Origin of the sequence: Bradyrhizobium sp. 142, from assembly GCF_023074015.1 — a bacterium.
Taxonomy (GTDB): Bacteria; Pseudomonadota; Alphaproteobacteria; order Rhizobiales; family Xanthobacteraceae; genus Bradyrhizobium.
The window spans coordinates 1-24,815 of record NZ_JADPKQ010000448.1; the positions used below are offsets into that span (position 1 = coordinate 1).

The 24,815-nt window shown below is 64.4% G+C and carries 24 protein-coding genes and 1 pseudogene; 18 read left to right on the forward strand and 7 right to left on the reverse strand.

Translation table 11 applies throughout. The annotated features are described in order from the left end of the window. Positions 1 to 325 (reverse strand): hypothetical protein (locus tag IVA82_RS40965; protein ID WP_247493871.1); only part of this gene is annotated, 325 nt, incomplete at its 3' end. A 156-nt stretch (positions 326 to 481) separates the two neighbouring features. Further along, the gene (locus IVA82_RS40970; protein WP_148743211.1) at positions 482 to 2,221 is read right to left on the reverse strand and encodes a DUF87 domain-containing protein; all 1,740 of its coding nucleotides are present in this window, start codon (positions 2,219 to 2,221) and stop codon (positions 482 to 484) included. Between the two features lie 445 nt (positions 2,222 to 2,666). Between IVA82_RS40970 and IVA82_RS40975 the strand changes: the two genes are divergently transcribed. Then, entirely contained in the window at positions 2,667 to 3,635 is a 969-nt protein-coding gene (locus IVA82_RS40975) for a catechol 2,3-dioxygenase (protein WP_247385978.1), read from the forward strand. Between the two features lies 1 nt (position 3,636). Here the strand turns inward: IVA82_RS40975 and IVA82_RS40980 are convergent, their stop codons facing one another. Both IVA82_RS40980 and IVA82_RS40985 read right to left on the reverse strand, forming a co-directional pair. Next, complete coding sequence (locus IVA82_RS40980) at positions 3,637 to 7,167, reverse strand: molybdopterin cofactor-binding domain-containing protein (protein ID WP_247385981.1); 3,531 nt, start codon at positions 7,165 to 7,167, stop codon at positions 3,637 to 3,639. Further along, positions 7,167 to 7,649 (reverse strand): (2Fe-2S)-binding protein, encoded by a 483-nt coding sequence (locus tag IVA82_RS40985; protein WP_247385982.1) that lies wholly within the window; start codon positions 7,647 to 7,649, stop codon positions 7,167 to 7,169. The genes IVA82_RS40980 and IVA82_RS40985 overlap by 1 nt, the downstream gene beginning before the upstream one ends. Positions 7,650 to 7,915: 266 nt before the next feature. On the opposite strand from IVA82_RS40985, the gene IVA82_RS40990 reads away from it, so the two are divergent. From IVA82_RS40990 to IVA82_RS41025, 8 genes are all read left to right on the forward strand, one after another. Beyond that, positions 7,916 to 9,373, forward strand: coding sequence for a 6-hydroxynicotinate reductase (locus tag IVA82_RS40990; RefSeq protein WP_247385984.1), 1,458 nt, complete (start codon positions 7,916 to 7,918; stop codon positions 9,371 to 9,373). Continuing rightward, complete coding sequence (locus tag IVA82_RS40995; RefSeq protein WP_247385986.1) at positions 9,370 to 10,269, forward strand: UPF0280 family protein; 900 nt, start codon at positions 9,370 to 9,372, stop codon at positions 10,267 to 10,269. Before IVA82_RS40990 ends, IVA82_RS40995 begins: the two co-directional genes overlap by 4 nt. A gap of 27 nt (positions 10,270 to 10,296) precedes the next feature. Continuing rightward, a complete protein-coding gene (locus IVA82_RS41000; protein ID WP_247385988.1) occupies positions 10,297 to 10,881 on the forward strand; it encodes an amino acid synthesis family protein in 585 nt (194 codons plus the stop codon). Positions 10,882 to 10,921: 40 nt separating this feature from the next. Next, a complete protein-coding gene (locus tag IVA82_RS41005; protein ID WP_247385990.1) occupies positions 10,922 to 12,124 on the forward strand; it encodes an ABC transporter substrate-binding protein in 1,203 nt (400 codons plus the stop codon). Positions 12,125 to 12,269: 145 nt separating this feature from the next. Beyond that, positions 12,270 to 14,159 carry an ABC transporter permease gene (locus IVA82_RS41010; RefSeq protein WP_247385992.1) on the forward strand — a complete coding sequence of 630 codons (1,890 nt, stop codon included), beginning with the start codon at positions 12,270 to 12,272 and terminating at the stop codon, positions 14,157 to 14,159. Then, positions 14,156 to 14,947: an ABC transporter ATP-binding protein gene (locus tag IVA82_RS41015; protein WP_247385995.1), complete on the forward strand. Its 792-nt coding sequence runs from the start codon at positions 14,156 to 14,158 to the stop codon at positions 14,945 to 14,947. Before IVA82_RS41010 ends, IVA82_RS41015 begins: the two co-directional genes overlap by 4 nt. Further along, positions 14,944 to 15,648, forward strand: coding sequence for an ABC transporter ATP-binding protein (locus IVA82_RS41020; RefSeq protein ID WP_247385997.1), 705 nt, complete (start codon positions 14,944 to 14,946; stop codon positions 15,646 to 15,648). The genes IVA82_RS41015 and IVA82_RS41020 overlap by 4 nt, the downstream gene beginning before the upstream one ends. Positions 15,649 to 15,664: 16 nt before the next feature. Further along, a complete protein-coding gene (locus IVA82_RS41025) occupies positions 15,665 to 16,120 on the forward strand; it encodes a MarR family transcriptional regulator (protein WP_247385999.1) in 456 nt (151 codons plus the stop codon). A 164-nt stretch (positions 16,121 to 16,284) separates the two neighbouring features. Here IVA82_RS41025 and IVA82_RS41030 read toward each other — a convergent pair whose 3' ends face one another. After that, the gene (locus IVA82_RS41030) at positions 16,285 to 17,481 is read right to left on the reverse strand and encodes an amidohydrolase family protein (protein WP_247386001.1); all 1,197 of its coding nucleotides are present in this window, start codon (positions 17,479 to 17,481) and stop codon (positions 16,285 to 16,287) included. A 157-nt stretch (positions 17,482 to 17,638) separates the two neighbouring features. Between IVA82_RS41030 and IVA82_RS41035 the strand changes: the two genes are divergently transcribed. The 8 genes from IVA82_RS41035 to IVA82_RS41070 all read left to right on the forward strand — a co-directional run bounded on the left by IVA82_RS41035 (position 17,639) and on the right by IVA82_RS41070 (position 21,624). Continuing rightward, on the forward strand, positions 17,639 to 18,412 hold the full coding sequence (locus IVA82_RS41035; RefSeq protein ID WP_247386003.1) for a ferredoxin--NADP reductase: 774 nt from the start codon (positions 17,639 to 17,641) through the stop codon (positions 18,410 to 18,412). Between the two features lie 198 nt (positions 18,413 to 18,610). Beyond that, on the forward strand, positions 18,611 to 18,937 hold the full coding sequence (locus IVA82_RS41040) for a hypothetical protein (protein WP_247386005.1): 327 nt from the start codon (positions 18,611 to 18,613) through the stop codon (positions 18,935 to 18,937). 104 nt (positions 18,938 to 19,041) lie between these two features. Beyond that, a complete protein-coding gene (locus IVA82_RS41045) occupies positions 19,042 to 20,343 on the forward strand; it encodes a cytochrome P450 (protein ID WP_247386006.1) in 1,302 nt (433 codons plus the stop codon). 104 nt (positions 20,344 to 20,447) lie between these two features. Next, positions 20,448 to 20,633, forward strand: coding sequence for a hypothetical protein (locus IVA82_RS41050; protein ID WP_247386007.1), 186 nt, complete (start codon positions 20,448 to 20,450; stop codon positions 20,631 to 20,633). A 10-nt stretch (positions 20,634 to 20,643) separates the two neighbouring features. Continuing rightward, positions 20,644 to 20,841: a hypothetical protein gene (locus IVA82_RS41055; protein WP_247386008.1), complete on the forward strand. Its 198-nt coding sequence runs from the start codon at positions 20,644 to 20,646 to the stop codon at positions 20,839 to 20,841. Further along, positions 20,747 to 21,082, forward strand: a complete 336-nt coding sequence (locus tag IVA82_RS41060; protein ID WP_247386067.1) for a hypothetical protein — start codon at positions 20,747 to 20,749, stop codon at positions 21,080 to 21,082. The genes IVA82_RS41055 and IVA82_RS41060 overlap by 95 nt, the downstream gene beginning before the upstream one ends. Beyond that, on the forward strand, positions 21,083 to 21,346 hold the full coding sequence (locus IVA82_RS41065; RefSeq protein WP_247386013.1) for a hypothetical protein: 264 nt from the start codon (positions 21,083 to 21,085) through the stop codon (positions 21,344 to 21,346). Between the two features lie 32 nt (positions 21,347 to 21,378). Further along, positions 21,379 to 21,624 carry a hypothetical protein gene (locus tag IVA82_RS41070; protein WP_247386014.1) on the forward strand — a complete coding sequence of 82 codons (246 nt, stop codon included), beginning with the start codon at positions 21,379 to 21,381 and terminating at the stop codon, positions 21,622 to 21,624. Between the two features lie 35 nt (positions 21,625 to 21,659). Here the strand turns inward: IVA82_RS41070 and IVA82_RS41075 are convergent, their stop codons facing one another. Next, positions 21,660 to 22,904: a DUF763 domain-containing protein gene (locus IVA82_RS41075; protein ID WP_247386016.1), complete on the reverse strand. Its 1,245-nt coding sequence runs from the start codon at positions 22,902 to 22,904 to the stop codon at positions 21,660 to 21,662. A gap of 214 nt (positions 22,905 to 23,118) precedes the next feature. Beyond that, positions 23,119 to 23,927, reverse strand: a pseudogene (locus tag IVA82_RS41080) (tripartite tricarboxylate transporter substrate-binding protein). A 114-nt stretch (positions 23,928 to 24,041) separates the two neighbouring features. On the opposite strand from IVA82_RS41080, the gene IVA82_RS41085 reads away from it, so the two are divergent. Then, positions 24,042 to 24,752 (forward strand): TetR/AcrR family transcriptional regulator, encoded by a 711-nt coding sequence (locus IVA82_RS41085; RefSeq protein WP_247386020.1) that lies wholly within the window; start codon positions 24,042 to 24,044, stop codon positions 24,750 to 24,752. Positions 24,753 to 24,815 lie beyond the last annotated feature (63 nt).

The window sequence follows — 24,815 nt, forward strand, 5'->3', positions numbered from 1 at the left end:
GCCGATCCAGACGAGGCGAGTTCCAGATCAGGCGCAAGTCTCGCCGCGATCGCATGCGGGCAAAGTTGAAAGCCGTGAAGCGGGAGCTGCGACGGCGCAGCATCAGCCAGTTCTCGAACAGGGTAAATGGCTGCGGCAGGTCGTCACCGGCTACTTCAACGACCATGCGGTGCCGACCAACAGTCGGGCGCTCAGCGCCTTCCGCTTCTTCGTCATCGAACTCTGGAGACGCACGCTCCGGCGCCGCAGCCAGACCGATGGCATGGGGTGGGAGACGATCAGTCGCCTCGCCTGTGACTGCCTCCCCAGGCCCAACATCCGTCATCCTTGGCCGCGAGCACGCTTCGCCGTCACTCACCCGAGGTGGGAGCCGTATGCGGGAAAGCCGCACATACGGATCTGTGCGGGGGGCGCTCAGCAATGAGCGTCCCTACCGCGACCGCTGCGCTCGCAGTGACGAAGTTGGGGGACTAGCGCGCCCTTATCGCAGGGGCTTCTTCAGCAGCGAGAAGCGGTCCGGATCCAGCCCCATCGAGGGCTGCAGCATCGGCGCTTCGGCGCTCGCCAGCGTCTTGGCGGGCGGCGCCGAGAACACCGGATCGTTCGGCACGTCGCGCTGCGAGGTGGCGCCGCGCCAGCGTTCGAGCACGGCACCGACGAAATGCATGTCGTGACCGGCGGTCACGGAGGGAACGCTGCTGATGGTGGCTTCGCCGCGCGGCAATTGGTGCGGCGGCACCTCCTTGAAGCGCAGCCGCGTCGGCAGCGCGACGCCTTCGCCGAACGCCAGCACCTCGCGGGTGCCGAGCGAGGGCACGAAGGATAGCAAATTCGCGGCCGCATCCGACACCGCGGCGCGGAGCAGCGCCTGGTCGCGTTCGTTGGCAAGACGCATCGTGAACAGCGTGTTGCATTGGGAGATGATGGTGGCGTCGAGCTCGGCCGGACGCTGGGTGATGAGGCCGAGATAGACGCCGTATTTACGGCCTTCCTTGGCGATGCGCGACACCGCCTTGCGGGTCGGCCCGAAGCCGACATTGCGGTCGGCAGAGGCGTAGCGGTGGGCCTCCTCGCAGACGAACAGCATCGGCGAGACGCCGTCGCTCCACAGGCCGAAGTCAAAAGCCATGCGGCAGAGCACCGAGACGACGGAATCGATGACTTCAGCCGGGAAGCCGGCGAGCTGCATCACGGTCATCGGCTTGCCGTTGGCCGGCAGGCGGAACAGATGGCTGATCACTTCGGCCATGGTGTCGCCGCCGACATTGGCGTTGTCGAACATGAAGGCGTAGCGCGGGTCGTTGCGGACCGCCTCGATGCGGGAGATCAGCTTGTGATAGATGATGCGCGACGAGCGATTTTCCAGCTTGCCCATGCGCTCGTCGATCAGCGAGATCAGGTCGACGAGGCGGTACGGCACCGGCGTGTCGACGGTGAAGCCGATCTGCTTGGGATCGATGCGCTTCAAGCCGATGCGGTCGGCATTCTGGTACTGCGTGTAGACGCCCTTGGCGATCGGGATGACCTCGGCGAGAACGTCGAGCTCCTCGGGCACGCCGGCGCGGCCGGCGAACAGCACGTCGACGATTTCCTCGAAGTTGAACAGCCAGAACGGCAGCTTGAGGTTTCGCGGGTTCAGCACCAGTGCGCGGTCGCCGAAGCAGCGGCCATATTCGTTGTGCACGTCGAGCAGGAAGATGCGCAGGTTCGGGCGTGCCTTGAGGATCTCATTGAGCAGCAACGAGACACCGGTCGATTTGCCGACGCCGGTCGATCCCAGCACCGCGAAATGCTTGGACAGCATTTCCTCGACATCGACATAGGCGACGACCGAGCGGTCCTGCTGCAGGAAACCGACATTGATCTGGTCCGATCCGGTCGGCGCATAGATCGTGCGCAGCTCCTGGCTCGTGATCAGGTCGACCGAATCTCCGATGGTCGGATAGTTGGTCACGCCACGCTGGAATTTGGCTTTGTCCGACGCATTGAGGATTTCGCCGAGCAGATCGACAGACGCGATGGCGATGTAGTTGTCGGCGCTCGAAAGATTCTCGCAGGACACCTCGGTGATCATGGCGACGATGACCGAACTGGCGCAGCGGATGCTGACGAATCGGCCCACGGTCGCCCGCACCTCCGAGATCGGCATTTGGCTTTCCGCCAAAAGCCCGACCCTGGCGAGCGATCCGCGAACCGAAATCACGCGTCCAAAAGCTGTCACGATGGATGAACCTGGCAAGAACGAGGAGATTTGCTCCCAGACTATGCCCGGCGGTCGCTGCACAAACGGTTAAGCGGCAGGCGGCGGTGCTTCGTTAAATCCGCGACAATTCGGCCGGCAAGATTTGTTCCTAGTGCATACTTGCAGGGAGAAATGGCGGGAGAAAGCTGCATTTTGAGGTCGGTGGGCCGAAAATGCCCTTAAGGAAGATTTTACCATTCGAGCAGCTGGCCGGGGGCTTCCGTGCGGCCAAAGCGGACACCGACCGTGGCACGGGGTGCGGAACAGGGTCGCTTTGGTTTGTTGACGAGACCTAATCATTTGTACATTAGTACAAATGGAGGGCCGTCAGTAATCGCCGGGTATATGTGCACGCATTGTCGTTGCGCCGTGCCCGATCCCGCGATCCGGTGACGTGGATCGCACCAACGTCTTGGAGGAAACCATGCAGCCCGAACCGATCCTGGATCTCGCTCATCTCGGCCACATGGAACTGCTGACGCCGAAGCCGGACGAGAGCCTGAAATTCTTCGTCGACGTCATGGGCATGACCGTAAGCGGGCAGAAGGACGAGTCGGTCTATCTGCGTGGCTGGGACGATTACGAGCGTTATTCGCTCAAGCTGACAGCGTCGAAAACCTCCGGCATGGAACACATGGCGCTGCGCGCGCGCAGTCAGCAGGCGCTGGAGCGTCGCGTCGCGGCACTCAAGGGCTCCGGCTTCGACATCGGCTGGATCGACGGCGACATGGGGCAGGGACCGACCTTCCGCTGCCGCGATCCTGACGGCCATATCGTCGAGCTCTATTACGAGACCGAATGGTATCAGGCGCCGCCGGAGTTGAAGCCTGCACTGAAGAACCAGGCGCAGCGCTTTCCCGCGCGCGGCGTCAATGTGCGGCGCCTCGATCACCTCAACTGTCTCGCCGCCGACATCAAGGCCAACCGCGAGTTCTTCGAAAACTACCTCGGCTGCCGCCTCACCGAGCAGATCGTCCTCAATGACGGCCGCGAAGCTGCGATGTGGCTGACGATGTCAAACAAGAGCTACGACTTCGCCTATTCACTCGACCATTCCGGTGTGCCCGGACGTTTCCACCACGTCACCTACGCGCTCGACAGCCGCGAAGAGATTCTTCGCGCTGCAGATATCTTCCTGGAGAACGGCGTCCATATCGAGACTGGGCCGCACAAGCACGCGATCCAGCAGACCTTCTTCCTCTACGTCTACGAGCCCGGCGGCAACCGCGTCGAAGTCGCCAATGCCGGCGCGCGCCTGATCCTCGCCCCGGACTGGAAGCCGATCGTATGGACGGAGGAGGAGCGCAAGAAGGGCCAGGCCTGGGGATTGAAGACGATCGAGTCGTTCCACACCCACGGCACGCCACCGGTGGAGGTCAAGAAGCACGGCTAATCTAATGCGTGGACGATCGCACGCGTGTGATCGTCTCGCGCACGCCGGTCCAAGCCGGCTTGTCAGGCGCAAACTGCCCGCGCAGGAAGGTTACGAGCTCCTCGATCTGCGCGTCGCTCATGCTGTGCCTGAAGGCCGGCATGTAGCCGAGGTCGCTGGAGGCAGGCTCGCTGATGCCGTGCAGGATGACCTGCACGAGATTGTCCGGCGATGCGCTGTGCAGATTGCTGTTGAGCGCGAGCGAGGGCCGGCTGCCGAACAGCGGCAGACCGCCGACCTCATGGCAGACGGCGCAGGCGCCCTGATAGAGCCGCGCGCCGGTGGACGAGGCGAAGGTGACTTGCGTGGCGGCTTCGAGCCTGGCGGCATGCGCATCCTGCGCCTGCGCATTGCTCGCGGCATCGTTGAACGAGCCGAGATAGACCGCCATCGCGCTAATGTCCTGGTCGGGGAGGGCGGCAAGATCCCTGACGACCGGTGCCATTGGACCTGCGGCGACGCCGTGATAGCGCGAATGGCCGGTGCGCAAGTACGCGAAGAGGTCGTTCTCGCTCCAGGGCATCGGCGAATGCGAGAGCGACGTGAGCGGCGGCGCCTCCCAGCCCTCGGCAAAACCGCCGGCGAGATAGGCGCCGCGCTGCTCGGCGCCGAGCGCATTGCGCGGCGAATGGCAGGCGCTGCAATGGCCGAGACCTTCGACCAGATACGCGCCGCGATTCCACAGCTCGGATTTGGTGAAATCAGGTTTGAGCTCGCGCGTCTGGTGAAACAGCGCGTTCCATCCCGCGAGCAGCGGGCGAAGGTTGAACGGGAAGGCGAGCGTATTCGCCGGCGCTGTCGCACGCGCCGCCGGCTGCGCGATCAGATAGGCGTAGAGCGCCTGCATGTCGGCGTCGCTCGTCCTGGAAAAATGCGTGTAGGGGAAGGCTGGATAAAGTTGCCGTCCGTCGCGATGGATCCCGTCGCGCATCGCGCGCTCGAAGGCGGGATAGGACCAGGCGCCGATGCCGGTCTCGATGTCGGGAGTGATGTTGGTCGAGTAGATGATGCCGAACGGCGTCTCCAGCGCCCGGCCGCCGGCGTTGAGCGCACCGCCGATCGTGGTGTGGCACTCCGCACAATTGCCGAGCGCCGCCAATTGCTGACCGCGCGCAATGGTCGCGGCAGAATAGACCGACGCATCTGGACGCGCGATCGGCGCAATGGCGCGGCCCGGAAGGCACGCTGCACCGATGCCGATAGCGGCCGTGACGACTGCCGCAATCGCCGCGAAGACGCCGGTTCGTCCAGCGAGCGGATTTTGCCAGACGCGAGACGACTGCGAAGTGGCGGGCGCGGGCAGCGCCTGCGGTGTGACCGCACTATCGCCGTGCAGCCCCTTGAGAATGCGCTCGGGCGTAAACGGCGGCTCGCGAAAGCGCACGCCGGTGGCATCGAAGATCGCATTGGCGATCGCAGCCGCGCTCGGCACCGATGCGGATTCGCCGACGCCGAGCGGCGGCTGGTCCGGCCGCGGCAGCATCAACACGTCGATCTTGGGCACATCGGGGAATGGGATGATCGGATAGGCGCCCCATTCGCGCGCGGCTACCGCGCCGCGCTCGAACGAGACCTCTTCCATCAGCGCGCGGCTGGTGGACTGGATGACGTTGCCGTGGATCTGGTGGCGGACGCCGTCCGGATTGATCATCAAGCCGGAATCCTGCCCCGCGACGACCCGCGTGACGCTGACTTCGCCCGTCGTCTTGTTCACGGCAACGTCGGCAACCCAGGCCGACCACGCCGCGCCATAGCCGGGAAATTTGCTGTGGACGTAGAGCGCGTAGGCGAAGCCGCGTCCATGCACGACCTCGCCGTCCTGTTCCTGTCGCACCGGCCGCGGCGTCCAGCCCGCGCGCTCGGCGACCGCGTTGACGAGATCGACGGCGCGCTGGTCTTTCAGATAGCGCAGGCGGTATTCGATCGGATCGACGCCGGCCTCGGCCGCGAGCTCGTCGATATAGGACTCGTGGGCAAAGGTGTTCGGCAGCGCCGACACGCCGCGGAACCAGGCCGCGCGCACAATCGGCGCCATGTCATGTGCGACGACGCGCATGTGATCGTAATCGTAAGGCGGGATCGCCGTGCGATCGCCCATCTGCAGCACCGCAGGCTCCGGCGAAATCCGTCCCGTCAGCAACAGCGCCAGGGTCGGGGCGGCGTTCGAGGGGTAGCGTGTGGCGAGATCGTAACCGGCGACGCTGCCATCGGCGTTCAGGCCGCCATTGACGTCGATGAGCTGCGCGGTGCCCTTAGGCTCCCAGGCGTGCTCCTGCTCGCGCGTCAACTGCACGCGTACGGGCCTGCCGACCGCGCGCGACAACAGCAGCGCGTCGGCCGTGACGTCGTCGGCGCAGTTGCGGCCGTAGCAGCCGGCCGCCTCCAGCCGGATCACCTCGATTTCGCTTTCGGGGCGCTCGATCAGCAGCGCAAGGTCGCCGCGCAGCAAATGGGAGTTCTGCGTGCCCGACCAGACCCGGATGTTGCCGTCTTGAAAATCTGCGACCGCGCAGGAGGGGCCGATCGAGGCGTGCATCTGATACGGCCATACATAGGTCCGCGGCATCGGACTGGCGGCGTCGGCGATTGCAGCGTCAACGTCGCCCTTGTCGATCAGCGTGCGCGGCGTCGAAGGATTGGCGCGCAGCGCCTGCTCGACGTCGGCCAGATCGGTAAGCGCAGGCGTCGGCTTCCAGCTCAGCTTGAGCTGCATGGCGGCCAAAATCGCGTTCTCTTCGCGCTCGGCGACCACGCCGACGAAATCGCCGATGCGCACGATGGCGACGAGGCCGGGGATGTCGCGCACCGAGGATTCGTCGACCGCCACCAGGCTGGTGCCGACGAACGGTCCGGCATCGACGCCGGCATAGGGCGGACGGATGACGCGGCCGTGCAGCATGCCGGGCACGCGGATGTCGTGCACGAAGGTCAGCTCGCCCGTGGCTTTGGCCGGCAGATCGACGCGAGGCATCGACTGGCCGACGATGGCATAGTCGCTGACGGCCTTGACCGCGACGTCATCGAGAAGCTCGAGACGGATCGTCTCGCCGCCGATGAGTTCGCCGTAGCTGACGCTGCGATTGTCGTGACCCCGCACGAGGCCGTCCTCGATCCGGAGATCGGCGGCCGGCAATTCCAGTCGTTCGGCCGCGCGTGCGACCAGGAAATGCCGCGCTTGTGCGGCCGCCTTGCGTAGCGGCACGGCGGTAATCTGGATGGTTTCGCTGGCGATGGTCGCGCCCTGGTTGGGCACTACGGCCGTATCGCCGAGCACGACGACGACCCGCGCAAAGGACACATCGAGCTCTTCGGCGACGATCTGGCCCAGCGCTGTGCGGATGCCCGTGCCGAGATCGACATGGCCGTTATAGGCGGTGACCGAACCGTCCGCGGTGATGCGAACGAAGGTCTCGGATGTGATCTCGTCCACGGTGCGGACGACGACAAGCGAACCCGATGGCCGCTCAGTTTCGGTCGAGACAGGGGAGGCCATCAATCACCAGCCTCGGCAAGCTGGCCGGACGCCCGCATCACCGCACGAACAATCTCGACATGCGTGCCGCAGCGGCAGAGATTATAGCGCAGCGCCGCCATCGCCTCCTGCTCGGTCGGTTGCGGGTTGAGCGCGAGCAGCGCCTTGGCGGTCATGATCATGCCGCTCAGACAATAGCCGCATTGCGCTGCCTGTTCGTCGATGAAGGCCTGCTGGACCGCATCCGGCTTGTCACGCGTGCCGAGTCCTTCGAGCGTCACGATGTTGCGCCCTTCGCAACCGATGATCGGAATGACACAGGAGCGTGCCGCGGCGCCGTCGATCAGGACAGTACAGGTGCCGCATTCGCCAAGGCCGCAGCCATATTTCGGACCGTTGAGCGCCAGATCGTTGCGCAGCACGTAGAGCAACGGTGTCTGCGGCGCGGCCGCGACGTCGTGGATGCTGCCATTCACTGTGAGGCGGATCGGTTTCTGCGTCATCCTCGTTCTCAAGTCGGCCCGTCATGCCCCCGCGACGACACGGTCGCAAAAAATGTACGCCCCGACGATACCGTTTGTACACGAACGTGCAAGCCGGCATGCCGCGGTGCAGCGCAACTGCTCGCTTTGTGGACAGAGCCGGCACGCAAATGAGGGTTTATTCGGCAGCGGCGTCATTTCGCGGCACCGCCGCTTGACAGCCATCCGGAGCGCGCGCAACATCGTTCGTATACGAATGATAAGTCCCTTGATCCGCTGGCTTGCACATGGTGACTGAAACGACGAGCGCCGCCAACGACAAGATCCGCTGCGATGCCTGTCCGGTGATGTGCTACATCAAGCCGGGTGCGGCGGGCGCCTGCGACCGCTACGCCAATCATGACGGCAAGCTCGTCCGCGTCGATCCGCACGTGATTCTCGAGCGCACGGTGTCGCAGGGCGGCAAGCTGGTGCCGTTCAGCCGCACCGAGGATTGGGACGGCAAGATCGTCCACGGGCCCTCGACCTTCGTGACCGCGATCGGCGCCGGGACCACCTATCCCGATTACAAGCCGGCACCGTTCATCGTCTCCGCAGAAGTCGACGGCGTCGATATGGTGACGGTCGTCACCGAGGGCATCTTCTCCTATTGCGGCGTCAAGGTGAAGATCGACACCGACCGCTATCTCGGGCCGGAGACCGCGACCGTCCGTGCGCAGGGCGAGGCGGTCGGCCACGTCACGACCAGCGAATACGGCTCGCAGATGCTGTCGCTCGGCGGCGTGCACCATCTGACCGGCGGCTCCAAGAAAGAGGGCCGCGTCACCTGTGACACGCTGATGGATCTCGCCAACTGCAAGGCGGTCGAGCTCACCATCGACGGCGGCGCCAGCGTGGTGGTGCAGGCCGGCCAGCCACCGATCGTCAACGGCGTCAGGGAAGAGCGCATGCGCGTCGGCTGCGGCTCGGCGACGATTGGCATGTTCGCCAAGCAATGGCACGGTAAGGTCGACGAGGTCGTCGTGGTCGACGATCATATCACCGGCGTGCTTAGCGAGCACCAAGCCGGCAAACTGCTTGATATCGCCGACACCGGCATCAAGATGAAGGGGCGCCGCTCGACGCCGGGCCGCTATTTCCAGGTCGCCGATCCCGGCACGGGCTGGGGCGGCACCAACATCTCCGATCCGCTGTCGATTCTCGGGCCATTCGACGTCAAGCAAGCCAAGGCCGGCCTGACCATGCTGATGGTCTCCACCACCGGCGAGCATTCGTCCTATTACGTGCTCGACGAGGCCTTGAAGCCGGTCGAGACCGAGATGCCTGCCGATTTGAAATTCTCGGTCGAGCGGATCCAGGAGAATTGCGAGCCGGCGCTGTGCACGGTGCTGTTCATGGCCGGTGCCGGCGGCTCGCTGCGCGCGGGCGTCACCGACAATCCGGTGCGGCTGACGCGCTCAGTGAAGGACGCGCTGACCCGCGTCAGCAGCGGCGGTGCGCCGGTCTATGTCTGGCCCGGTGGCGGCATCACCTACATGGTCGACGTGACGCAGATGCCTTCAGGCGCATTCGGTTACGTGCCGACGCCGGCGCTGGTCGCGCCGATCGAGTTCACGATGAGGCTGTCCGACTATGCCGCGCTCGGCGGGCACATGGATTATGTGAAGCCACTCGCCGAGGTGAGGAGCGGCGATGATGTCCGCCAATTGCCCTGGCAGAACCCGATTCCGGGGCGCCCGGCATGACAAGGCTCCCGCAAATCGCATTGCTGTCTGATGGCCGGCGGCTGCATTTGCAGGATGGTCCGATCGATCTGATCGTGGAGGCGAGGGGAGACGCCGGTGGGGTCCGGGCGGCTTATGAGGCGGCGGCCCGGCGGTTCACCGGATTGCTCGACGAGCTTTGCGTGGAGTTGCCGGAACTTCGTAAGGCGGCGCAACGTGGAAAGTGCGCGCTGAACGGTGTTGTTGCGCGCCGCATGTATACCGCCGTCGCGCCCTATGCTGCCGATTGCTTCATCACGCCGATGGCGGCGGTGGCCGGCAGCGTCGCCGAGGAAGTCCTGGGGGCGATGCTGAACGCCGCATCGCTCGATCAGGCCTATGTCAACAATGGCGGCGATATTGCTCTCTATCTAGGCGAGGGCGAGCGTTTTTCGGTGGGCCTGATGGACCGGCCCGATCGCGATGGCGTGATGCAGACGATGAGGATCGATGCGAAAGATGCCGTACGAGGGATCGCCACCAGTGGTCGCCACGGCCGCAGTTTTTCGCTCGGAATTGCCGACGCCGTGACGGTGCTCGCGGCGACCGCGTCGCAGGCCGATGCGGCTGCGACGGTTATCGCCAACGCTGTCGATCTGCCCGGACATCCCGCCGTCGTCCGGCGGCCGGCCAATGAGCTTCAGCCTGACAGCGATCTCGGCGCGCGTCTCGTGACCCGCGAAGTCGGTGAATTGTCGCGGGCCGAAATCGCAGCGGCGCTGGAATCTGGCGTGGAATGTGCACGGCAATTGTTCGATCGCGGGCTGATCGAGGGTGCCGTGTTGCGGCTTTGTGGTGATATGCTTGTCATCGGGACCAGAGATATTGAACGGCAACGATCGCGCCCGCCCGTGCTGGAGAACGCGGTTCATGCCTGAGCAGGAAAGCGAGCCGGGGAGGCAGTCATGAGCGCGATCATCCGCAAGATCGTCACCGTCGTCGAAGAGACGCAGATGGAGATGGGCAGGCCCGTGTCGCCGCCGACCCGTCGCGCCGCGGCCATCGCCGTCATCGAGAATCCCTTTGCCGGAAAGTATGTCGAAGATCTCGCGGCGCTGATCGCGATCGGCGAGGAGCTCGGGGATCTCCTGTCCAAACGCGCGGTGGCCGCACTCGGCATCGAGGGCTCGAAGGTGCAGAGCTATGGCAAGGCGGCGGCCGTTGGCGAGAATGGCGAGCTGGAACATGCGGCCGCGATTCTTCACCCCAAAATGGGCGCGCCGGTGCGGAAGGTGCTGACCAAGGGCGCGGCGCTGATCCCCTCCTCGAAGAAGCGCAGCGGGCCCGGTACGACGCTCGACATTCCGCTTGGTCACAAGGACGCAGCCTTCGTGCGTAGTCATTTCGATGGCATGGAAGTACAGATCAATGACGCCCCGCGCGCCAACGAGATCATGGTTGCGGTCGCCGTCACCGACAGCGGCCGTCCGCTGCCGCGCGTCGGCGGGCTCACGGTTGCGGAGATCAAGGGCGAAGACGGTCTGAGATAGCGACGGTCTGGAACAGTGAAATTCAAAACTGGAGGTTGGGATGCGAGCAAGAAACTATTTTGTCGGCGCGGCCTTCGCGCTTCTGGCGGGCGGCATGGCTCATTCGGCCTTGGCGCAGGAGATCAAGATCGGCGAGATCAACAGCTATTCGCTGCTGCCGGCCTTCACCGAGCCCTATCGCAAGGGATGGCAGCTCGCGGTCGAGGAGATCAACGCGGCCGGCGGCATCAACGGCAAGAAGCTCGTCGTCGTCTCCAAGGACGACGGCGGCAAACCGGCCGATGCGCAGACCGCGGCCAACGAGCTGGTCTCGAGCGAGGGCGTGGCGATGCTCACGGGCACGTTCCTCTCGAACATCGGTCTTGCCGTCAGCGACTTCGCCAACCAGAAGAAGGTGTTCTTTCTCGCGGCCGAGCCGCTGACGGACGCCGTCACCTGGTCGAAGGGCAACAAATACACATTCCGCCTGCGTCCCTCGAACTACATGCAGGCGGCGATGCTGGTGGAAGCCGCCAGCAAGCTGCCGGCCAAGCGCTGGGCGACGATCGCGCCGAACTATGAATACGGCCAGTCCGCCGTCGCGGTGTTCAAGAAGCTGATGTCGGAAAAACGGCCTGACATCCAGTGGGTCGACGAGCAGTGGCCGCCGCAGGGCAAGATCGACGCAGGCCCCGTGGTGCAGGCTGTTGCCGCGGCCAATCCCCAAGCGATCCTCAACGTCACCTTCGGCGCCGACCTCGTCAAGCTCGTGCGCGAAGGCAACACCCGCGGCCTGTTCAAGGGACGTGAGGTCGTCTCGTTCCTGACCGGCGAGCCCGAATATCTCGATCCGCTCAAGGAGGAGACGCCGGAAGGCTGGATCGTCACCGGCTATCCCTGGTACTCGATCAAGACGCCCGAGCATGATGCGTTCCTGAAGGCCTATCAGGCCAAGTACAACGACTATCCGCGTCTTGGCTCGATCGTCGGCTACCAGACCATCAAGTCGGCGGCGGCGATTCTGGCGAAGGCCGGCTCCACCGATCCGGAGAAGCTGATTGCCGCGGCGGAAGGGCTGTCGATGTCGTCGCCGCTGGGCGAGATCACCTTCCGCAAGATCGATCACCAGTCGACGCTCGGCGCCTATGTCGGCAAGACCGCACTGAAGGACGGCAAGGGCGTGATGGTGGACTCTTCTTACAAGAAGGGCTCGGACTATTTGCCAAGCGACGCCGAGGTCGAGAAGCTGCGTCCGAAGGATTGATGCAAGAGACCCGGGGCCTCATGGTTCGAGACGCGCGGCGTTGCCGCGCTCCTCACCATGAGGATCCCGGACCTCATCCTGAGGAGGCGCGCAGCGCCGTCTCGAAGGATGAAGCCCCTTACCGACCTACCTAACCGGACCGCCGATGGCCTTTTATGTCGTACAGTTTCTGACCGGTCTCGCCAGTGCCGCGTCGCTGTTCCTGGTGGCGTCGGGCCTGTCGATCATTTTCGGCGTGACGCGGATCGTGAATTTCGCGCACGGTGCCTTCTATATGATTGGCGCCTACGTCGCCTTTACCCTGACGGAGCGTTTTTCGGGGACGTTCGGCTTCTGGGGCAGTATTGTTGCCGCCGCGTTTGCCGTGGCGCTGATCGGCGTCATCGTCGAGATGGTGTTGCTCCGCCGCATCTATCACGCCCCCGAGCTGTTCCAGCTGCTCGCGACTTTCGGTCTGACCCTGATGGTCGAGGATCTCGTGGTCCTGATCTGGGGGCCTGATGATCTCGTCGGCCGCCGCGCCCCGGGCTTCAAGGGTGCCGTCGATTTCTTCGGCCAGAACATCCCGAGCTACGATTTGTTCCTGATCGTGCTCGGGCCGGTCGTGCTCGGCATTCTCTGGCTCTTGTTTCAGCGCACGCGCTGGGGCGTGCTGGTGCGCGCAGCGACCCAGGACCGCGACATGGTGGCGGCGCTCGGCGTCAATCAGAAATGGCTGTTCACGAGCGTGTTTGCGGTCGGCGTATTCCTGGCCGCGCTCGGCGGCGCGCTCCAGATCCCGCGCGATGCCGTGCATCACGCGATGGACCTGCGCATCATCGTCGAGGTCTTCGTCGTCGTCGTGATCGGCGGACTCGGCAGCATCATCGGCGCCTTCGTTGCGGCGGTGCTGGTGTCCGAGCTCAACGCCTTCGGCATCCTGATCTTTCCGAAAATCTCCATCATCCTGGTCTTCCTGGTGATGGCAGTGGTGCTGATCGTGCGGCCCTGGGGCCTGTTCGGCAGGCCCGAGGCGCCCGCCCGCAAGACGCCGGGCCTGACCGTCAATCCGTGGCGGCCGCTGACGTCGAACCAGCGGCTGGCTGCGCTTGCAGCACTCGTCATCGCCGCGACGCTGCCGCTCTTCGCCGGCAATTATGCGCTGACGGTCGGCTCGGAGATCGCGATCTTCGTGATCTTCGCCGTCAGCCTGCATTTCCTGATGGCGGTCGGCGGGCTCGCGTCCTTTGGCCACGCCGCCTATTTCGGCCTCGGCGCCTATGGCGTCGCCTTCCTTGCCAAGATGGCGGGCTTGCCGATGATCGTGTGCCTCTTGCTCGGGCCGTTGCTTGGCTGCATGGGCGCCGCCGCGTTCGGCTTCTTCGCCGTGCAGCTCTCGGGCGTCTACTTTGCGATGCTGACGCTCGCCTTTGCGCAGATCGTCTGGTCGATCGCGTTCCAATGGGTGAGCGTGACCGGCGGCGACAACGGCATTTTGGGCGTGTGGCCGGAGAAATGGGCCGCGAGCCCGTCGCATTTCTATTGGCTGGCGCTCGGTGTCGCCGCCCTGGTGACGGTCGCGCTGCGCATGGCGGTGTTCTCTCCGTTCGGCTACGGCTTGCGCGCAACGCGGGATTCTGCGCTGCGCAGCGAAGCCATTGGCGTCAACGTCAAGCGCATGCAGTGGACGGCATTCGTGATCGCAGGAACGACAGCCGGAATCGGTGGCGCGCTGTTCGCCTACCTGAAGGGCAGCGTCTTTCCCGACAATCTCGGCATCTCGCTCTCGGTCGACGCGCTGGTCATGGTGCTGCTCGGCGGCGTCGAGACGGTGTCGGGCGGGGTGATCGGGGCGATCGTCTACAAGGCGCTCAATATCTGGCTGGTCAGCCAGACCGATCTGTCGAAACTGGTGCTCGGCGGCTTCATCGTGCTGATCGTGGTCGTCTTCCCCAAGGGAATCGTCGGCATGCTGGAGATGCTTGCGCAACGGCGCAAGAGCACGTCGCCGCCGGGGGCAACCCTGCTTGCCAAGCCGATCGGGTCCGCCGAATGAGCGTCGCCCCCCCACTTCTCGCGGTCGAAGGCCTGAGTAAATCCTACGGCGGCATCCATGCCGTGCGCGGCGTCTCGTTCTCGCTGCGCGCGGGCGAAATTTTGGCGCTGATCGGTCCGAACGGTGCGGGAAAAAGCACCTGCTTCGACATGCTCAACGGTCAGAACAGGCCGGACACGGGGCATGTCCGTCTTCTCGGCGAGGACACTACGGGCAAGAAGCCGCGCGAGATCTGGCGGATGGGGGTGGGGCGCACGTTCCAGATCACCGCGACGTTCGCAACCATGACGGTGCGGGAGAACGTGCAGGTCGCGCTGATATCGCACGGAAAGCAATTATTCAATATCTGGGGCTCGGCGCCGAATTTCGACCGCAGCGAGGCCGGCCGTCTGCTTGAGCTGGTCGGCATGGGCGGCTACGCGGATCGTCCGTGCGGCGAGCTCGCTTATGGCGACCTCAAGCGGCTCGAGCTTGCGGTGGCGCTCGCCAACCAGCCGAAACTGCTGCTGATGGATGAGCCGACCGCCGGCATGGCGCCGCGCGAGCGCGTCGACCTGATGCGTCTGACCGCGCAGATCGCGCGGGAAAAGTCGATCGGCGTGCTCTTCACCGAGCACGACATGGACGTGGTGTTCGAGCATGCCGACCGCATCCTCGTGCTCAACCGCGGCACGCTGATCGCCGAGGGCTCGCCGGCCGAGGTGCGCGGCAATCCGCAGGTGCAGGCGGTCTATCTCGGCGAAGGCCTCGTCTACGATTCCCGCCATCGCGAGGGAGCTTCGGCATGAAGCTGACGGTCGAGGCGCTCAACAGCCATTACGGTCCGGCGCATATCCTGTTCGATATCGGCTTCGAGGTCGGCGAAGGCGAGGTGGTTGCGCTGCTCGGGCGCAACGGCGCCGGCAAGTCGACGACGTTCCGCTCGATCGTCGGCCTCGTGGCGCAGCGCTCCGGCCGCATCGTGTTCGAGGGCAAGGACGTCTCGGTGCGGCCGACGCATGAGATCGTCCGCGGCGGTCTCGGCTATGTGCCGGAAGAGCGACGCATCTTCACCGATCTTACGGTCGAGGAGAACCTGGAGGTCGGCCGCCAGCCGAAGCGTCCGAACGCACCATCCTGGACCCGCGAAAAGCTGTTCACCTTGTTTCCGAATTTGGCTGAGATGCGCAACCGCCCGGGCGGCCGCATGAGCGGCGGCGAGCAGCAGATGCTGACCATCGCGCGCACGCTGATGGGCAACCCGTCGCTGGTGCTGCTCGACGAGCCGTCGGAGGGGCTGTCACCGAAGATCGTGGAGCAGATGGTCGATGCCATCCTGACCATGAAGAAGGAGGGCGTCAGCATCGTCGTCTCCGAGCAGAATTTGCACTTTGCGCGCTTGATCTCTGACCGCGCCTATATCATCGAGCGCGGCCGCATCTGCTTCGGCGGCACCATGGCCGAGCTCGACGCGCGCCCGGATATCCGCGATGCGCATCTGTCGTTGTGAGGAGGACGGGTAGTCGATGGCAAGAAGCGTTGCGGTGAAGAAAAGCGTCAAGCAGGCGAAGCCCTCCTACGTGCTCGACGAACAGGTCGGCTTCATCCTGCGCCAGGTCTGGCAACGCCACAGCTCGATCTTCGCCCGCGACATCGGCACCAACATCACGCCGACGCAATGGGCGGCGCTGTCGAAGCTCGCCGAGACCGGACCGTGCTCGCAGAACCAGCTCGGGCGGTTGACGGCGATGGACGTCGCGACGATCAAGGGCGTGATCGACCGGCTGACGGCGCGTGGTCTGACCGAGACGAGCCAGGATCCCGAAGATGGTCGGCGGCTTTTGGTGAGCCTGACGCGCGCCGGCCAGCAGCTTGCGGAGAAGGTCTCGCCGAATGCGCTGGCCATCACCCGCGAGACGCTGGCGCCCCTCGACGCCAAAGAGCGCGAGACGCTGATGGCGCTGTTGAACAAGCTGCGGTGAATACAGCGGTATCACCGTCCACCCTGAGGTGGCCGCTTCTTCAGCGGCCCTCGAAGGGCGACGGCCCGACTGCATCGTCTCGGCCGTTCATCCTTCGAGGCTCGCACGTGGCGCGTGTGCGCCGCGCACTCGCGCCTCAGGATGACGAATCACGCGAGGAGAGCTTACTTCGCCACCACCTCCGGCACCTTGCCCGCCGGGGGCGTGTTGCGGCTGCGCTGGGTGCGGACAATGCCGTCGATGATGGTCATGCCGATGCCGGGCAGATCGCCGAGCTGTACGCTCTCAAGGATATTCTTGCCGGGTGAGTGCTGTGCCTTGTCCATCAGGACGAAGTCGGCGGAGCGGCCGACCTCGATCAGGCCGCAATCGAGTTCGCGCATCCGCGCGGTGTTGCCGGTGGCAAGACAAAAGGCGAGCTCGGCCGGCAGCTCGCCGAGCGAGGACAGCATCGAGACCATGCGCAAGATGCCGAGCGGCTGCACGCCGGAGCCGGCCGGCGCGTCGGTGCCGAGGATGACGCGGTGCAGATCGCCCATCTCGCGCGCGGTGCGCAGCGTGAACAGGGCGGAGCGTTCGTTGCCGTTGTGAACGAGCTCGAGGCCGCGCTTGCAACCCTCGCAGATGCATCGGATCTGGTCGTCGGGCAGCGCAGTGTGGCCGCCATTGATGTGCCCGACCACGTCGGTGTCGGCCTCCAGCACCACGTCCTTGTCGATCAGGCCGGAGCCGGGGATCGAGGGGCCGCCGGTGTGGATCGTGCTCTGGATGCCGTATTTGCGCGCCCAGCCGACCATTTTTCGCGCGGTCGGGCCATCCTTGACGCCGCCGAGGCCGACCTCGCCGAGCAGCTTGACGCCGGCTGCGGCCAATTCCTTGAAATCCTCTTCGACCATCTCGCATTCAATCACGGGCGCCCCGGCATGAACCTTCACGCCGCCGGGCCGCAGCGTCCAGAACGCGCGCTGCGCGAAGATCGCCATGGCCTTCAGGCCCACGACGTCGCGGGGGCGGCCGGGCATGTGCACCTCGCCGGCCGAGATCATGGTGGTGACGCCGCCGTGGAGATAGCTGTCGATCCAGTTGGTCTGGTTCTGCCGCGGGGTCCAGTCGCCGGCGACGGGGTGGACGTGGCTGTCGATCAGGCCCGGCGCAACGGTCGTGCCGTTGGCATCGACGATGGTGGTCGCGCCCTCCGTGTCCAGATCCTTGAAGCGGCCGATCGCGGCGATCTTGCCGTTCTCGGCGACGATGGTGTCGCCGTCCAGGATCGGCTTTTCCAGCGCGCCGGACAGGATCAGGCCGATATTGCGGATCACGAGCTTCGAGGGTCCGGTGGCCTGGGGTGTGTCATGCGCCATGGAATGGGTCCTTGTCCTTAACTGCAACGCTGTCGATCTTGGGGCAGCCTTGACCGCCGGATCAAGTCGGATTATTCATTAGTATACGAATGATCGTGTACAAACGACGCATAGCTGAACCGCCTCGGACCGCACAGAAGCGACACGGAAGGGTGAGATGAGCAATTTCAACCAGGAAAGCGTTTTGAGCGTCCACCACTGGACCGACACGCTGTTCAGCTTCAAGACCACCCGCAGTCCGACCTTCCGCTTCCGCAACGGCGAATTCACCATGATCGGGCTCAAGGTCGGCGAGAAGGCGCTGCTGCGGGCCTACAGCGTCGCCAGCGCCAACTATGAGGACACGCTGGAGTTCTTTTCGATCAAGGTGCCGGACGGCCCGCTGACATCGCGGCTCCAGCACCTGAAGCAAGGCGACGAGATCATCGTCAGCCGCAAGGCGACCGGTACGCTCGTGATCGACAATCTGGAAGAGGGGCGCAACCTCTATTTGATCGGCACCGGAACGGGGCTCGCGCCGTTCCTCAGCGTGATCAAGGATCCCGAGACCTATGAGCGTTTTGAGAAGGTCGTGCTGCTGCACGGCTGCCGGCACGTCAAGGAGCTCGCCTACGGCGAGATGATCACCGAGACGCTGCCGAAGGACGAATTGCTCGGCGACCACATCCGCAACCAGCTCATCTACTATCCAACTGTGACCCGCGATCCCTTCCGCAACCGCGGCCGCATCACCGACCTCATCACCTCCGGCAAACTCTTCGCCGATATCGGCCTGCCGTTGCTGGAAGCGGTCCGCGACCGCATCATGATCTGCGGCAGCCCGGCGCTGGTTGCGGACACCCGCGTGCTGCTGACCGAGCGCGGCTTCGTCGAGGGCAACCATGGCGAGCCGGCCCAGTTCGTGGTCGAAAAAGCGTTCGCCGAGCGCTGAACGCGGGCTCCCTGTAAGGGCATGATCTATTCGGAAAAACCGCTTCACAGTTTATGCGAGGGCCCCGCTACTAAGGCGGCGCTACCGGTCCGGGCCATCCCCTCTGCGCAATAAGGCCGCATTTTCGTCGTCGCGCGGGCGTTGCGGTGCCGATTCGGCGCGCGATACTATGTGGGTGCGAATCAGCGGAGTTCCCACATGGTTGCGGACAGCGACAGCAACATCGCCTGGCACCGGGTCCAGTTGAAGAAGAACCGTGCCGAGTTGAAGGCGCTCGAGACAGCGCGCTTCATGATGGGTGAGATCGCCTCCTCGAAACGCGATGGCCGGGTCCAGAAGGCAATCGGGGAACTCAAGCGCAAGATCGCGCAGTCGGAGCGTTCGATCGCCGACCATGACAAGCGGACACGCCGTCCGCTCGGCACCGATCTGCAAAGTCTCAGCAATGGCAGCTGGAGCCATTGGGACGCCTATACCAGCCAGCAGCAGCGCAAGACCGGCCAGCGCTCACCGGGGCGTGGATAGTTCGTCTCGGTTCTTTCCGCCGCTGGACAAGGCAGGTTCCGGCTCTTGCGCGTTGCTCAACGCTTACCATCTGGTTGGTGCGCGACCAACCACGCCGGTGATCCGTGACAGCGCGTATCGACTTTACCAGTGAGGCCTTCTTTCGCGATCCGTCCAAGGCCATTGCGACGCTGCGGGCGTCCGGCCCCGGGGTCGCAACACGCTTTCCCCTGGTCGGCGACGTCTGGGTCACCACCACGCATGACGCGGCGGCGCAGGTGCTGAAGGACGGCGCGACGTTCACGCTGCGCAAGCAGGATGGTGAAGTCGCGGGGCTGCGCTGGTGGATGCCAAAACTCGTCACCACCATCGCCAACAATATGCTGACCATGGACGAGCCGGATCATAACCGGCTCCGCAGCATCGTGGACGAGGCCTTTCGCCGTCGTGCGATTATGGACATGCAGCCGCGTATTCGCGCCATTGCCGATGATCTTGCGGCCGACCTGTTTGCGGACGGCAGCCCGGCCGATCTCGTCCAGCGCTATGCGCGCATCCTGCCGCTGTCGGTGATCTCCGAACTCCTGGGGCTGCCGGCGGCGGATCGCCCGAGGTTCATCGCCTGGGCCAATGCAATGTCGTCGTTGACGAACGTATTGAGCTTCTTTCGACTGCTGTTCGCATTCCGAAGGATGCGAGACTATCTCGAAGAGCAGTTGCGGATTGCTCGCGCGCGGGGCGGTGAAGGCCTGATCGCCGAACTGGTCCAGGTCGAACGCGAAGGCGGCCAGATCACGCGGGACGAAATGGTGTCGATGGTATTTCTGCTGCTCGCCGCGGGCTCGGAAACCACCACGCATCTCATCAGCGGTTCGGTCTACGAACTCCTCAAAAATCCTGGTCTGCGCGATTGGCTGGAACAGGACTGGAGCCGTGTCGGTCTCGCCGTCGAGGAGTTCCTGCGCTTCGTCTCGCCGGTGCAGTTCTCCAAGCCGCGCTATGTCCGACGGGACGTCGAGATCGAGGGCGTGCCGCTGAAGAAAGGCGACCGCATCATGGTCATGCTCGCTGCCGCGAACATCGATCCGACGATCCACGACCAGCCCGAGCAGCTTGATCTGGCGCGAAAGCCAAATCGGCACATCTCGTTTGGCACGGGCATCCATTTCTGCCTTGGTCATCAGCTCGCGCGGATCGAAGCCGCCTGCGCGCTCGAGGCGCTCTTCGTACGATGGCCTGAACTCGGCCTGGCCGTCGATCCCATGCAGGTCCGATGGCGCAGGCGCCCGGGCCTGCGCGCGATCCGGCAGCTTCCAGTCGTGGCGGCTGGTCGTGGAACACAGGAAACGACGTGCCAACACAAGAGGCCGGCCGTTCCCTTAATGCGGCGAACTGACGTGGGCGCTCCTTCGGAAAATTGTCCCTGAGCGGGCCAGCCGGGAACGGTCTACGGCGCTTCCTGTTGTCATCAAGACCTTGAAGCAGCGACGAGTTTCTTTTCGCTCGCTTCGTCTTTGCAGGAGACAGGATCATGACCAGTAAGAAGCCACCTGTTCCCCCTCAAAATCAGAGCCCAAAGGGAACCGGCGACGACAAGCAGATGTCCGCGGACCAGGCGCCACACGGCCAGCAACGCGTGCAGAATCCGGATCAGCAGGGTCAGCAGGGCAACATCAAGCAGAACACCACCAATCAGGGCTACCAGCAAGACCGCTGAGGAGGGCCTTATGTCGACATCCACCAAGACACCCAACAGCATTCGTCAGGGCGGGCCGGGCGCGTCCCACGAGAACGCCAAGGCGCCGTTGGAAGTCAAGAAGCCGCCTGCCGATGATCCGCAGCGAAGGCATAGCCGCGTTTCCGGCGGCGGAGGCGAACGCGACTCCCATCACAGGCACGACGCCACAGATAAGGGCGGAGGGTAATCTGACCATGAGCAGCAAACAGCCAAAACTGTATACGCCGACAAGCAAGGATCTCCGGGACAATCCGCTGATCGGCGGATCAAAGGGAGCGAACATGGCGGGTGCGTCGCCCGATGATGTCGAGGATGCGCTCGGGGAGAACACGATCGAAGGCGACTCCGAGAACGACGTAAACTTCGCCGGCGGCATCGACAAAGACGTCGCACACAGCGGCGCCCCACGACGAGGGCGGAGGCCATAAATGCAAGGCAAGAAAACACACGAACAGCAGGTGCGCATCCTCGAGCGCAAACCGGATGTTCCCGATGCGCGAGAGCTAGACCGAGCGCTGGGCCGCAATCCCGAGGAACACCGCGCACGCCACGCGCGAAGCGAGGCGCGGCATAGCGAATTCCCCGTGAGCCGCGGTGGCCTCAACCAGGAAAGCGACCACAACAAGCATAACCGTGCTGGCCAGAGTGGCCACATGCGGCCGAAGCCAACGCCGCCGCAACAGAAGCACTGACTTTCGGGGTGATAGCGCAAGAGGAGAGACCGATGCCAGGTGGGCATGGCAGCAAGACGCATTTCAGATCCGGCATGCACGGCAAGGGCGATGGCACCGGCGCCTTCGCCGAAGTCCCAAAGGAGAAGATCGGCGACAACATGGTGCTGTCCAACCGAGATAAGGCCCAACATTCGGATATTCGCGGCATGGACGGGAAGTCCATCCAGACCGAGCAATACCAGGATCACTCGGCCAACCGGATCTTGCGCGAGGATAATGAAGGCGACGAGACCTGAGAGCTGTTCCTCCCGACCAACTCGCGGACCGGTGTTCAGCCGGTGCGCTTTTTTGTTGGCGCGAGATCGCGCTCCCAGCCGAACACGGAGCGGCCGTCGAGATCGGGCGAGGCAGCGCGTTCGCCGGCGATGTAGGACTCGACCGACGGACCGTGCGCGCTGCGTTCCAGCCGCCGCGCCTGATCGTCGAGCCGCCTGATCGCTTGCATCTCCTCCTCGCGCCCGAGCTTTGCGCTCTGGATTGCGTCCTTCAAGACGCGGATGGTCTCGTCATAGACCTTGATCGGAACGGGGTAGGGATGTCGGTCTTTGCCGCCGTGCGCCAGCGAGAAGCGTGCGGGATCCGCAAAGCGATAGGGCGCGCCATGCACGACTTCGGCGACCATGGCGAGCGAGCGCACGGTGCGTGCGCCGACGCCGGGCGTGAGCAGCAGTTCCGGAAAGTCGACCGGGCCGCGCTCAGCCGCCGCGGCGAGCGTGCCGTGCAGGCGCCGCGCAAATACATCCTTCGGCCGCACGTCGTGATGGGCAGGCATGATCAGGTGCGGCAGCATGGCTTGCGCGGGCTCTGTCCCGTTCAGCCGTACAAATTCGGTGATGATGCGGTCCGGGCCGAGCCCGGACAACAGTTCTAGCTGGGCCGTCCGCGAGACGTCGGCGCGGTGGTCGGTGAGGTTGACGATCTCGCCCTGCTCGGGGCCGTCGATCGCGCTGTGCGGCGTGTCGACAAAACTCGTCAGCGCCTCGGAATGCCAATGATAGCGGCGGGCCTGCCGCTTGTCGCCATTCATGCCCTGCTGCACCACTGCCCATTTGGCATCGGCGGTGACGAAGAAGCCATGCAGGTAAAGATCAAAACCGTCCTGCACCGCTGCGCTGTCGACCTTTGCCACAAGGCGGCTGGCGCGGGTGAGCTTCGCGCCGTCGAAGCCGACGCGGTCGCCGAGTTGCGTCAATTCCTCCGGTGTCTTGCGCGAGTGCTGGCCGCGCCCTCCGCAGACGTAGATTCCAAGCTCGTTCTGGAGCGGACCGAGCCCCCGCTTCAGCGCGCCGATGACCGATGTCGTGATGCCGGAGGAGTGCCAGTCCATCCCCATCACAGCGCCGAACGACTGGAACCAGAACGGATGCGACAGCCGCTGGAGGAACGCGTCGCGTCCGTAGTGATGCACGATCGCCTGCGTGACGATCGCCCCGAGCGAGGCCATCCGGCTCGCCAGCCAGGGTGGAACCCGGCCGTTGTGAAGAGGAAGGTCGGCGCTGCCGGTACGTCGAGTCATAATGCCCAGAAATAGCGCAGTTCGGCGGCGATTGCACCAGAAGGATGGTGCATTGCACTGAGGGGAGCGAAGCCGCTGTGAACGCGTTGAGCGCGGACGCCAACGCAATGCGGGGACACGGATGCATGGAGGACATCGCCTCGACCTATGTGGTGATCCGGCTTTGGGTTTGGCGCCGCGCCCGGCATCTGATCGGACACGCGACGAGTCCGCCTTACTGCGCGCGGATGTCGGCAGCCTTCAGCATCGGCTCCCATTTGGTGGCCTCGGCGTGCATGTAGGCATCAAAGTCCTTGGCGGACGAGCCGAGCGGCGCGGCACCGATCCTGCCGAGCGTCGAGAGCACATTCGGATCCTTCAGCGCACCGGGCCGCCTTCGAGCTGACCGATCGCCTCCGCGAGCGGATTGATGCTGAGCGGGATCTCGCCGGCGATCACGGCGGTCAGCGCCGGTGCGCCGCCCTTGTAGGGAATCGCGACGATCCTGGTGCCGGACATGTATTTCAGCAACTCGCCCGCGAGATGCGCCGAACTGCCGTTGCCGGACATGCCGTAGGAGAGCTTGTCTGGCTCCTTCTTCGCGGCGGCCAGGAGATCGCCGAGGGTTTTATAAGCACTGTCCTTGGCCACCACGATCGCAAGCGGCGACGACGCGACTTCGGTGATGGCGGTAAAATCCTTGAAGGTGTCGTAGTGCACGCTCGGATAGATGAACTGGTTCAGCGGATGGCCGCTCGCGACCAGGATCAGCGTGTCGCCGTCTGGCGCGGCCTGCGTCAGCGCCTGCGAGGCCACGATGCCGCCGGCGCCGGGACGATTGTCGATCACGGGCTGCTGGCCCCAGCTCTTCGCCAGGGCCTGGCCCAACGTACGTGCGAGCACATCGACCGCGCCGCCGGCCGCGTAGGGGACGAGAATGTGAACCGGCTTGCTCGGATAATTGTCGGCCTGCGCGGTGCCTCCTGCCAGCAGCAGACCGGCACCAAGCAACAAGCCGCCGATCTTCTTGTTCGAACCCAGCATTTTTCGGCACTCCTGAGGGCATTCGAGTCCGTGCGGCGAATTCCAAGCCGCTTCGGACGCTGCCAATGGTTTTTGTTGACGAGACCTGATCTTTTGTACGATAGTACAAATCACATGATACGCAAGCTCACCAACAAGGAAACGACCCGCAAGCCGAACATGCGCGAGGCGATCCTCGCCGCGGCCGAAGAGTTGTTCGCGACCAATGGCTTCAACGCGGTGTCGGTGCGCGACATCGCGCAAGCCGCCGGCGCCAATCCCGGCAGCGTCACCTATCACTTCAAGACCAAGGACGGCCTGTTGCTGGAGATCTATCGGCGCCATTGCGGGCCGATGAACCTTCGCCGCTCGGAGCTTCTCACCGCCGCCAGGCGCGTGCGCGATCTCCAAGACCGGCTGGAAGCGATCGTGCGAGCCTATGTGGTGCCGGCTTTCACCTCGGGCAGCGATCTTGCCGGCGGTGGGGCGCGCTTCACGCGGCTTCGCGCGGTGATGTCGGCGGAAGGCAACGAGGTCGCGCGGAAAATCATCGCGCAGACTTTTGACGACACCAGCCACGCCTTCATCGATGCCATCCACGACAGTCTGCCGCACGTTCCGCGCACCGACATCGTCTGGCGCAGCCACTTCCTGCTCGGCGCGCTCTATTATTCGCTGGTGACGCCGGAGCGCGTGTCGCGCCTGTCTCGCGGCGAGGCCGATGGCGGCGATCCCGCCAATGCCATCGAGCAGTTGGTGCAGGCAACCGTCGCCGCGTTCCAGGCGCCGGCGCTCGATCAAGCCGCGCCGACGCGCCGGCGCACGGTTGCGACCACCAAGACTTGAAAGAAACCGTCGAGGGGAGCGCGTCAGCGTTTTCGCTCGCAAGCGGTCCATGTGACGGGGTGA

Excerpts from the sequence above, each read along its gene's own strand:
- IVA82_RS41050 (WP_247386007.1), top strand. The coding sequence starts at position 20,448 with ATGACCAGTAAGAAGCCACCTGTTCCCCCTCAAAATCAGAGCCCAAAG.
- IVA82_RS41070 (WP_247386014.1), top strand. The coding sequence starts at position 21,379 with ATGCCAGGTGGGCATGGCAGCAAGACGCATTTCAGATCCGGCATGCAC.
- IVA82_RS41000 (WP_247385988.1), top strand. The coding sequence starts at position 10,297 with ATGAGCGCGATCATCCGCAAGATCGTCACCGTCGTCGAAGAGACGCAG.
- IVA82_RS41040 (WP_247386005.1), top strand. The coding sequence starts at position 18,611 with ATGGTTGCGGACAGCGACAGCAACATCGCCTGGCACCGGGTCCAGTTG.
- IVA82_RS40995 (WP_247385986.1), top strand. The coding sequence starts at position 9,370 with ATGACAAGGCTCCCGCAAATCGCATTGCTGTCTGATGGCCGGCGGCTG.
- IVA82_RS41060 (WP_247386067.1), top strand. The coding sequence starts at position 20,747 with ATGATCCGCAGCGAAGGCATAGCCGCGTTTCCGGCGGCGGAGGCGAAC.
- IVA82_RS41085 (WP_247386020.1), top strand. The coding sequence starts at position 24,042 with ATGATACGCAAGCTCACCAACAAGGAAACGACCCGCAAGCCGAACATG.
- IVA82_RS41035 (WP_247386003.1), top strand. The coding sequence starts at position 17,639 with ATGAGCAATTTCAACCAGGAAAGCGTTTTGAGCGTCCACCACTGGACC.
- IVA82_RS41055 (WP_247386008.1), top strand. The coding sequence starts at position 20,644 with ATGTCGACATCCACCAAGACACCCAACAGCATTCGTCAGGGCGGGCCG.
- IVA82_RS41030 (WP_247386001.1), bottom strand. The coding sequence starts at position 17,481 with ATGGCGCATGACACACCCCAGGCCACCGGACCCTCGAAGCTCGTGATC.
- IVA82_RS41075 (WP_247386016.1), bottom strand. The coding sequence starts at position 22,904 with ATGACTCGACGTACCGGCAGCGCCGACCTTCCTCTTCACAACGGCCGG.
- IVA82_RS41010 (WP_247385992.1), top strand. The coding sequence starts at position 12,270 with ATGGCCTTTTATGTCGTACAGTTTCTGACCGGTCTCGCCAGTGCCGCG.
- IVA82_RS41065 (WP_247386013.1), top strand. The coding sequence starts at position 21,083 with ATGCAAGGCAAGAAAACACACGAACAGCAGGTGCGCATCCTCGAGCGC.
- IVA82_RS40990 (WP_247385984.1), top strand. The coding sequence starts at position 7,916 with ATGGTGACTGAAACGACGAGCGCCGCCAACGACAAGATCCGCTGCGAT.
- IVA82_RS40985 (WP_247385982.1), bottom strand. The coding sequence starts at position 7,649 with ATGACGCAGAAACCGATCCGCCTCACAGTGAATGGCAGCATCCACGAC.
- IVA82_RS41005 (WP_247385990.1), top strand. The coding sequence starts at position 10,922 with ATGCGAGCAAGAAACTATTTTGTCGGCGCGGCCTTCGCGCTTCTGGCG.
- IVA82_RS41015 (WP_247385995.1), top strand. The coding sequence starts at position 14,156 with ATGAGCGTCGCCCCCCCACTTCTCGCGGTCGAAGGCCTGAGTAAATCC.
- IVA82_RS41025 (WP_247385999.1), top strand. The coding sequence starts at position 15,665 with ATGGCAAGAAGCGTTGCGGTGAAGAAAAGCGTCAAGCAGGCGAAGCCC.
- IVA82_RS40975 (WP_247385978.1), top strand. The coding sequence starts at position 2,667 with ATGCAGCCCGAACCGATCCTGGATCTCGCTCATCTCGGCCACATGGAA.
- IVA82_RS40980 (WP_247385981.1), bottom strand. The coding sequence starts at position 7,167 with ATGGCCTCCCCTGTCTCGACCGAAACTGAGCGGCCATCGGGTTCGCTT.
- IVA82_RS41020 (WP_247385997.1), top strand. The coding sequence starts at position 14,944 with ATGAAGCTGACGGTCGAGGCGCTCAACAGCCATTACGGTCCGGCGCAT.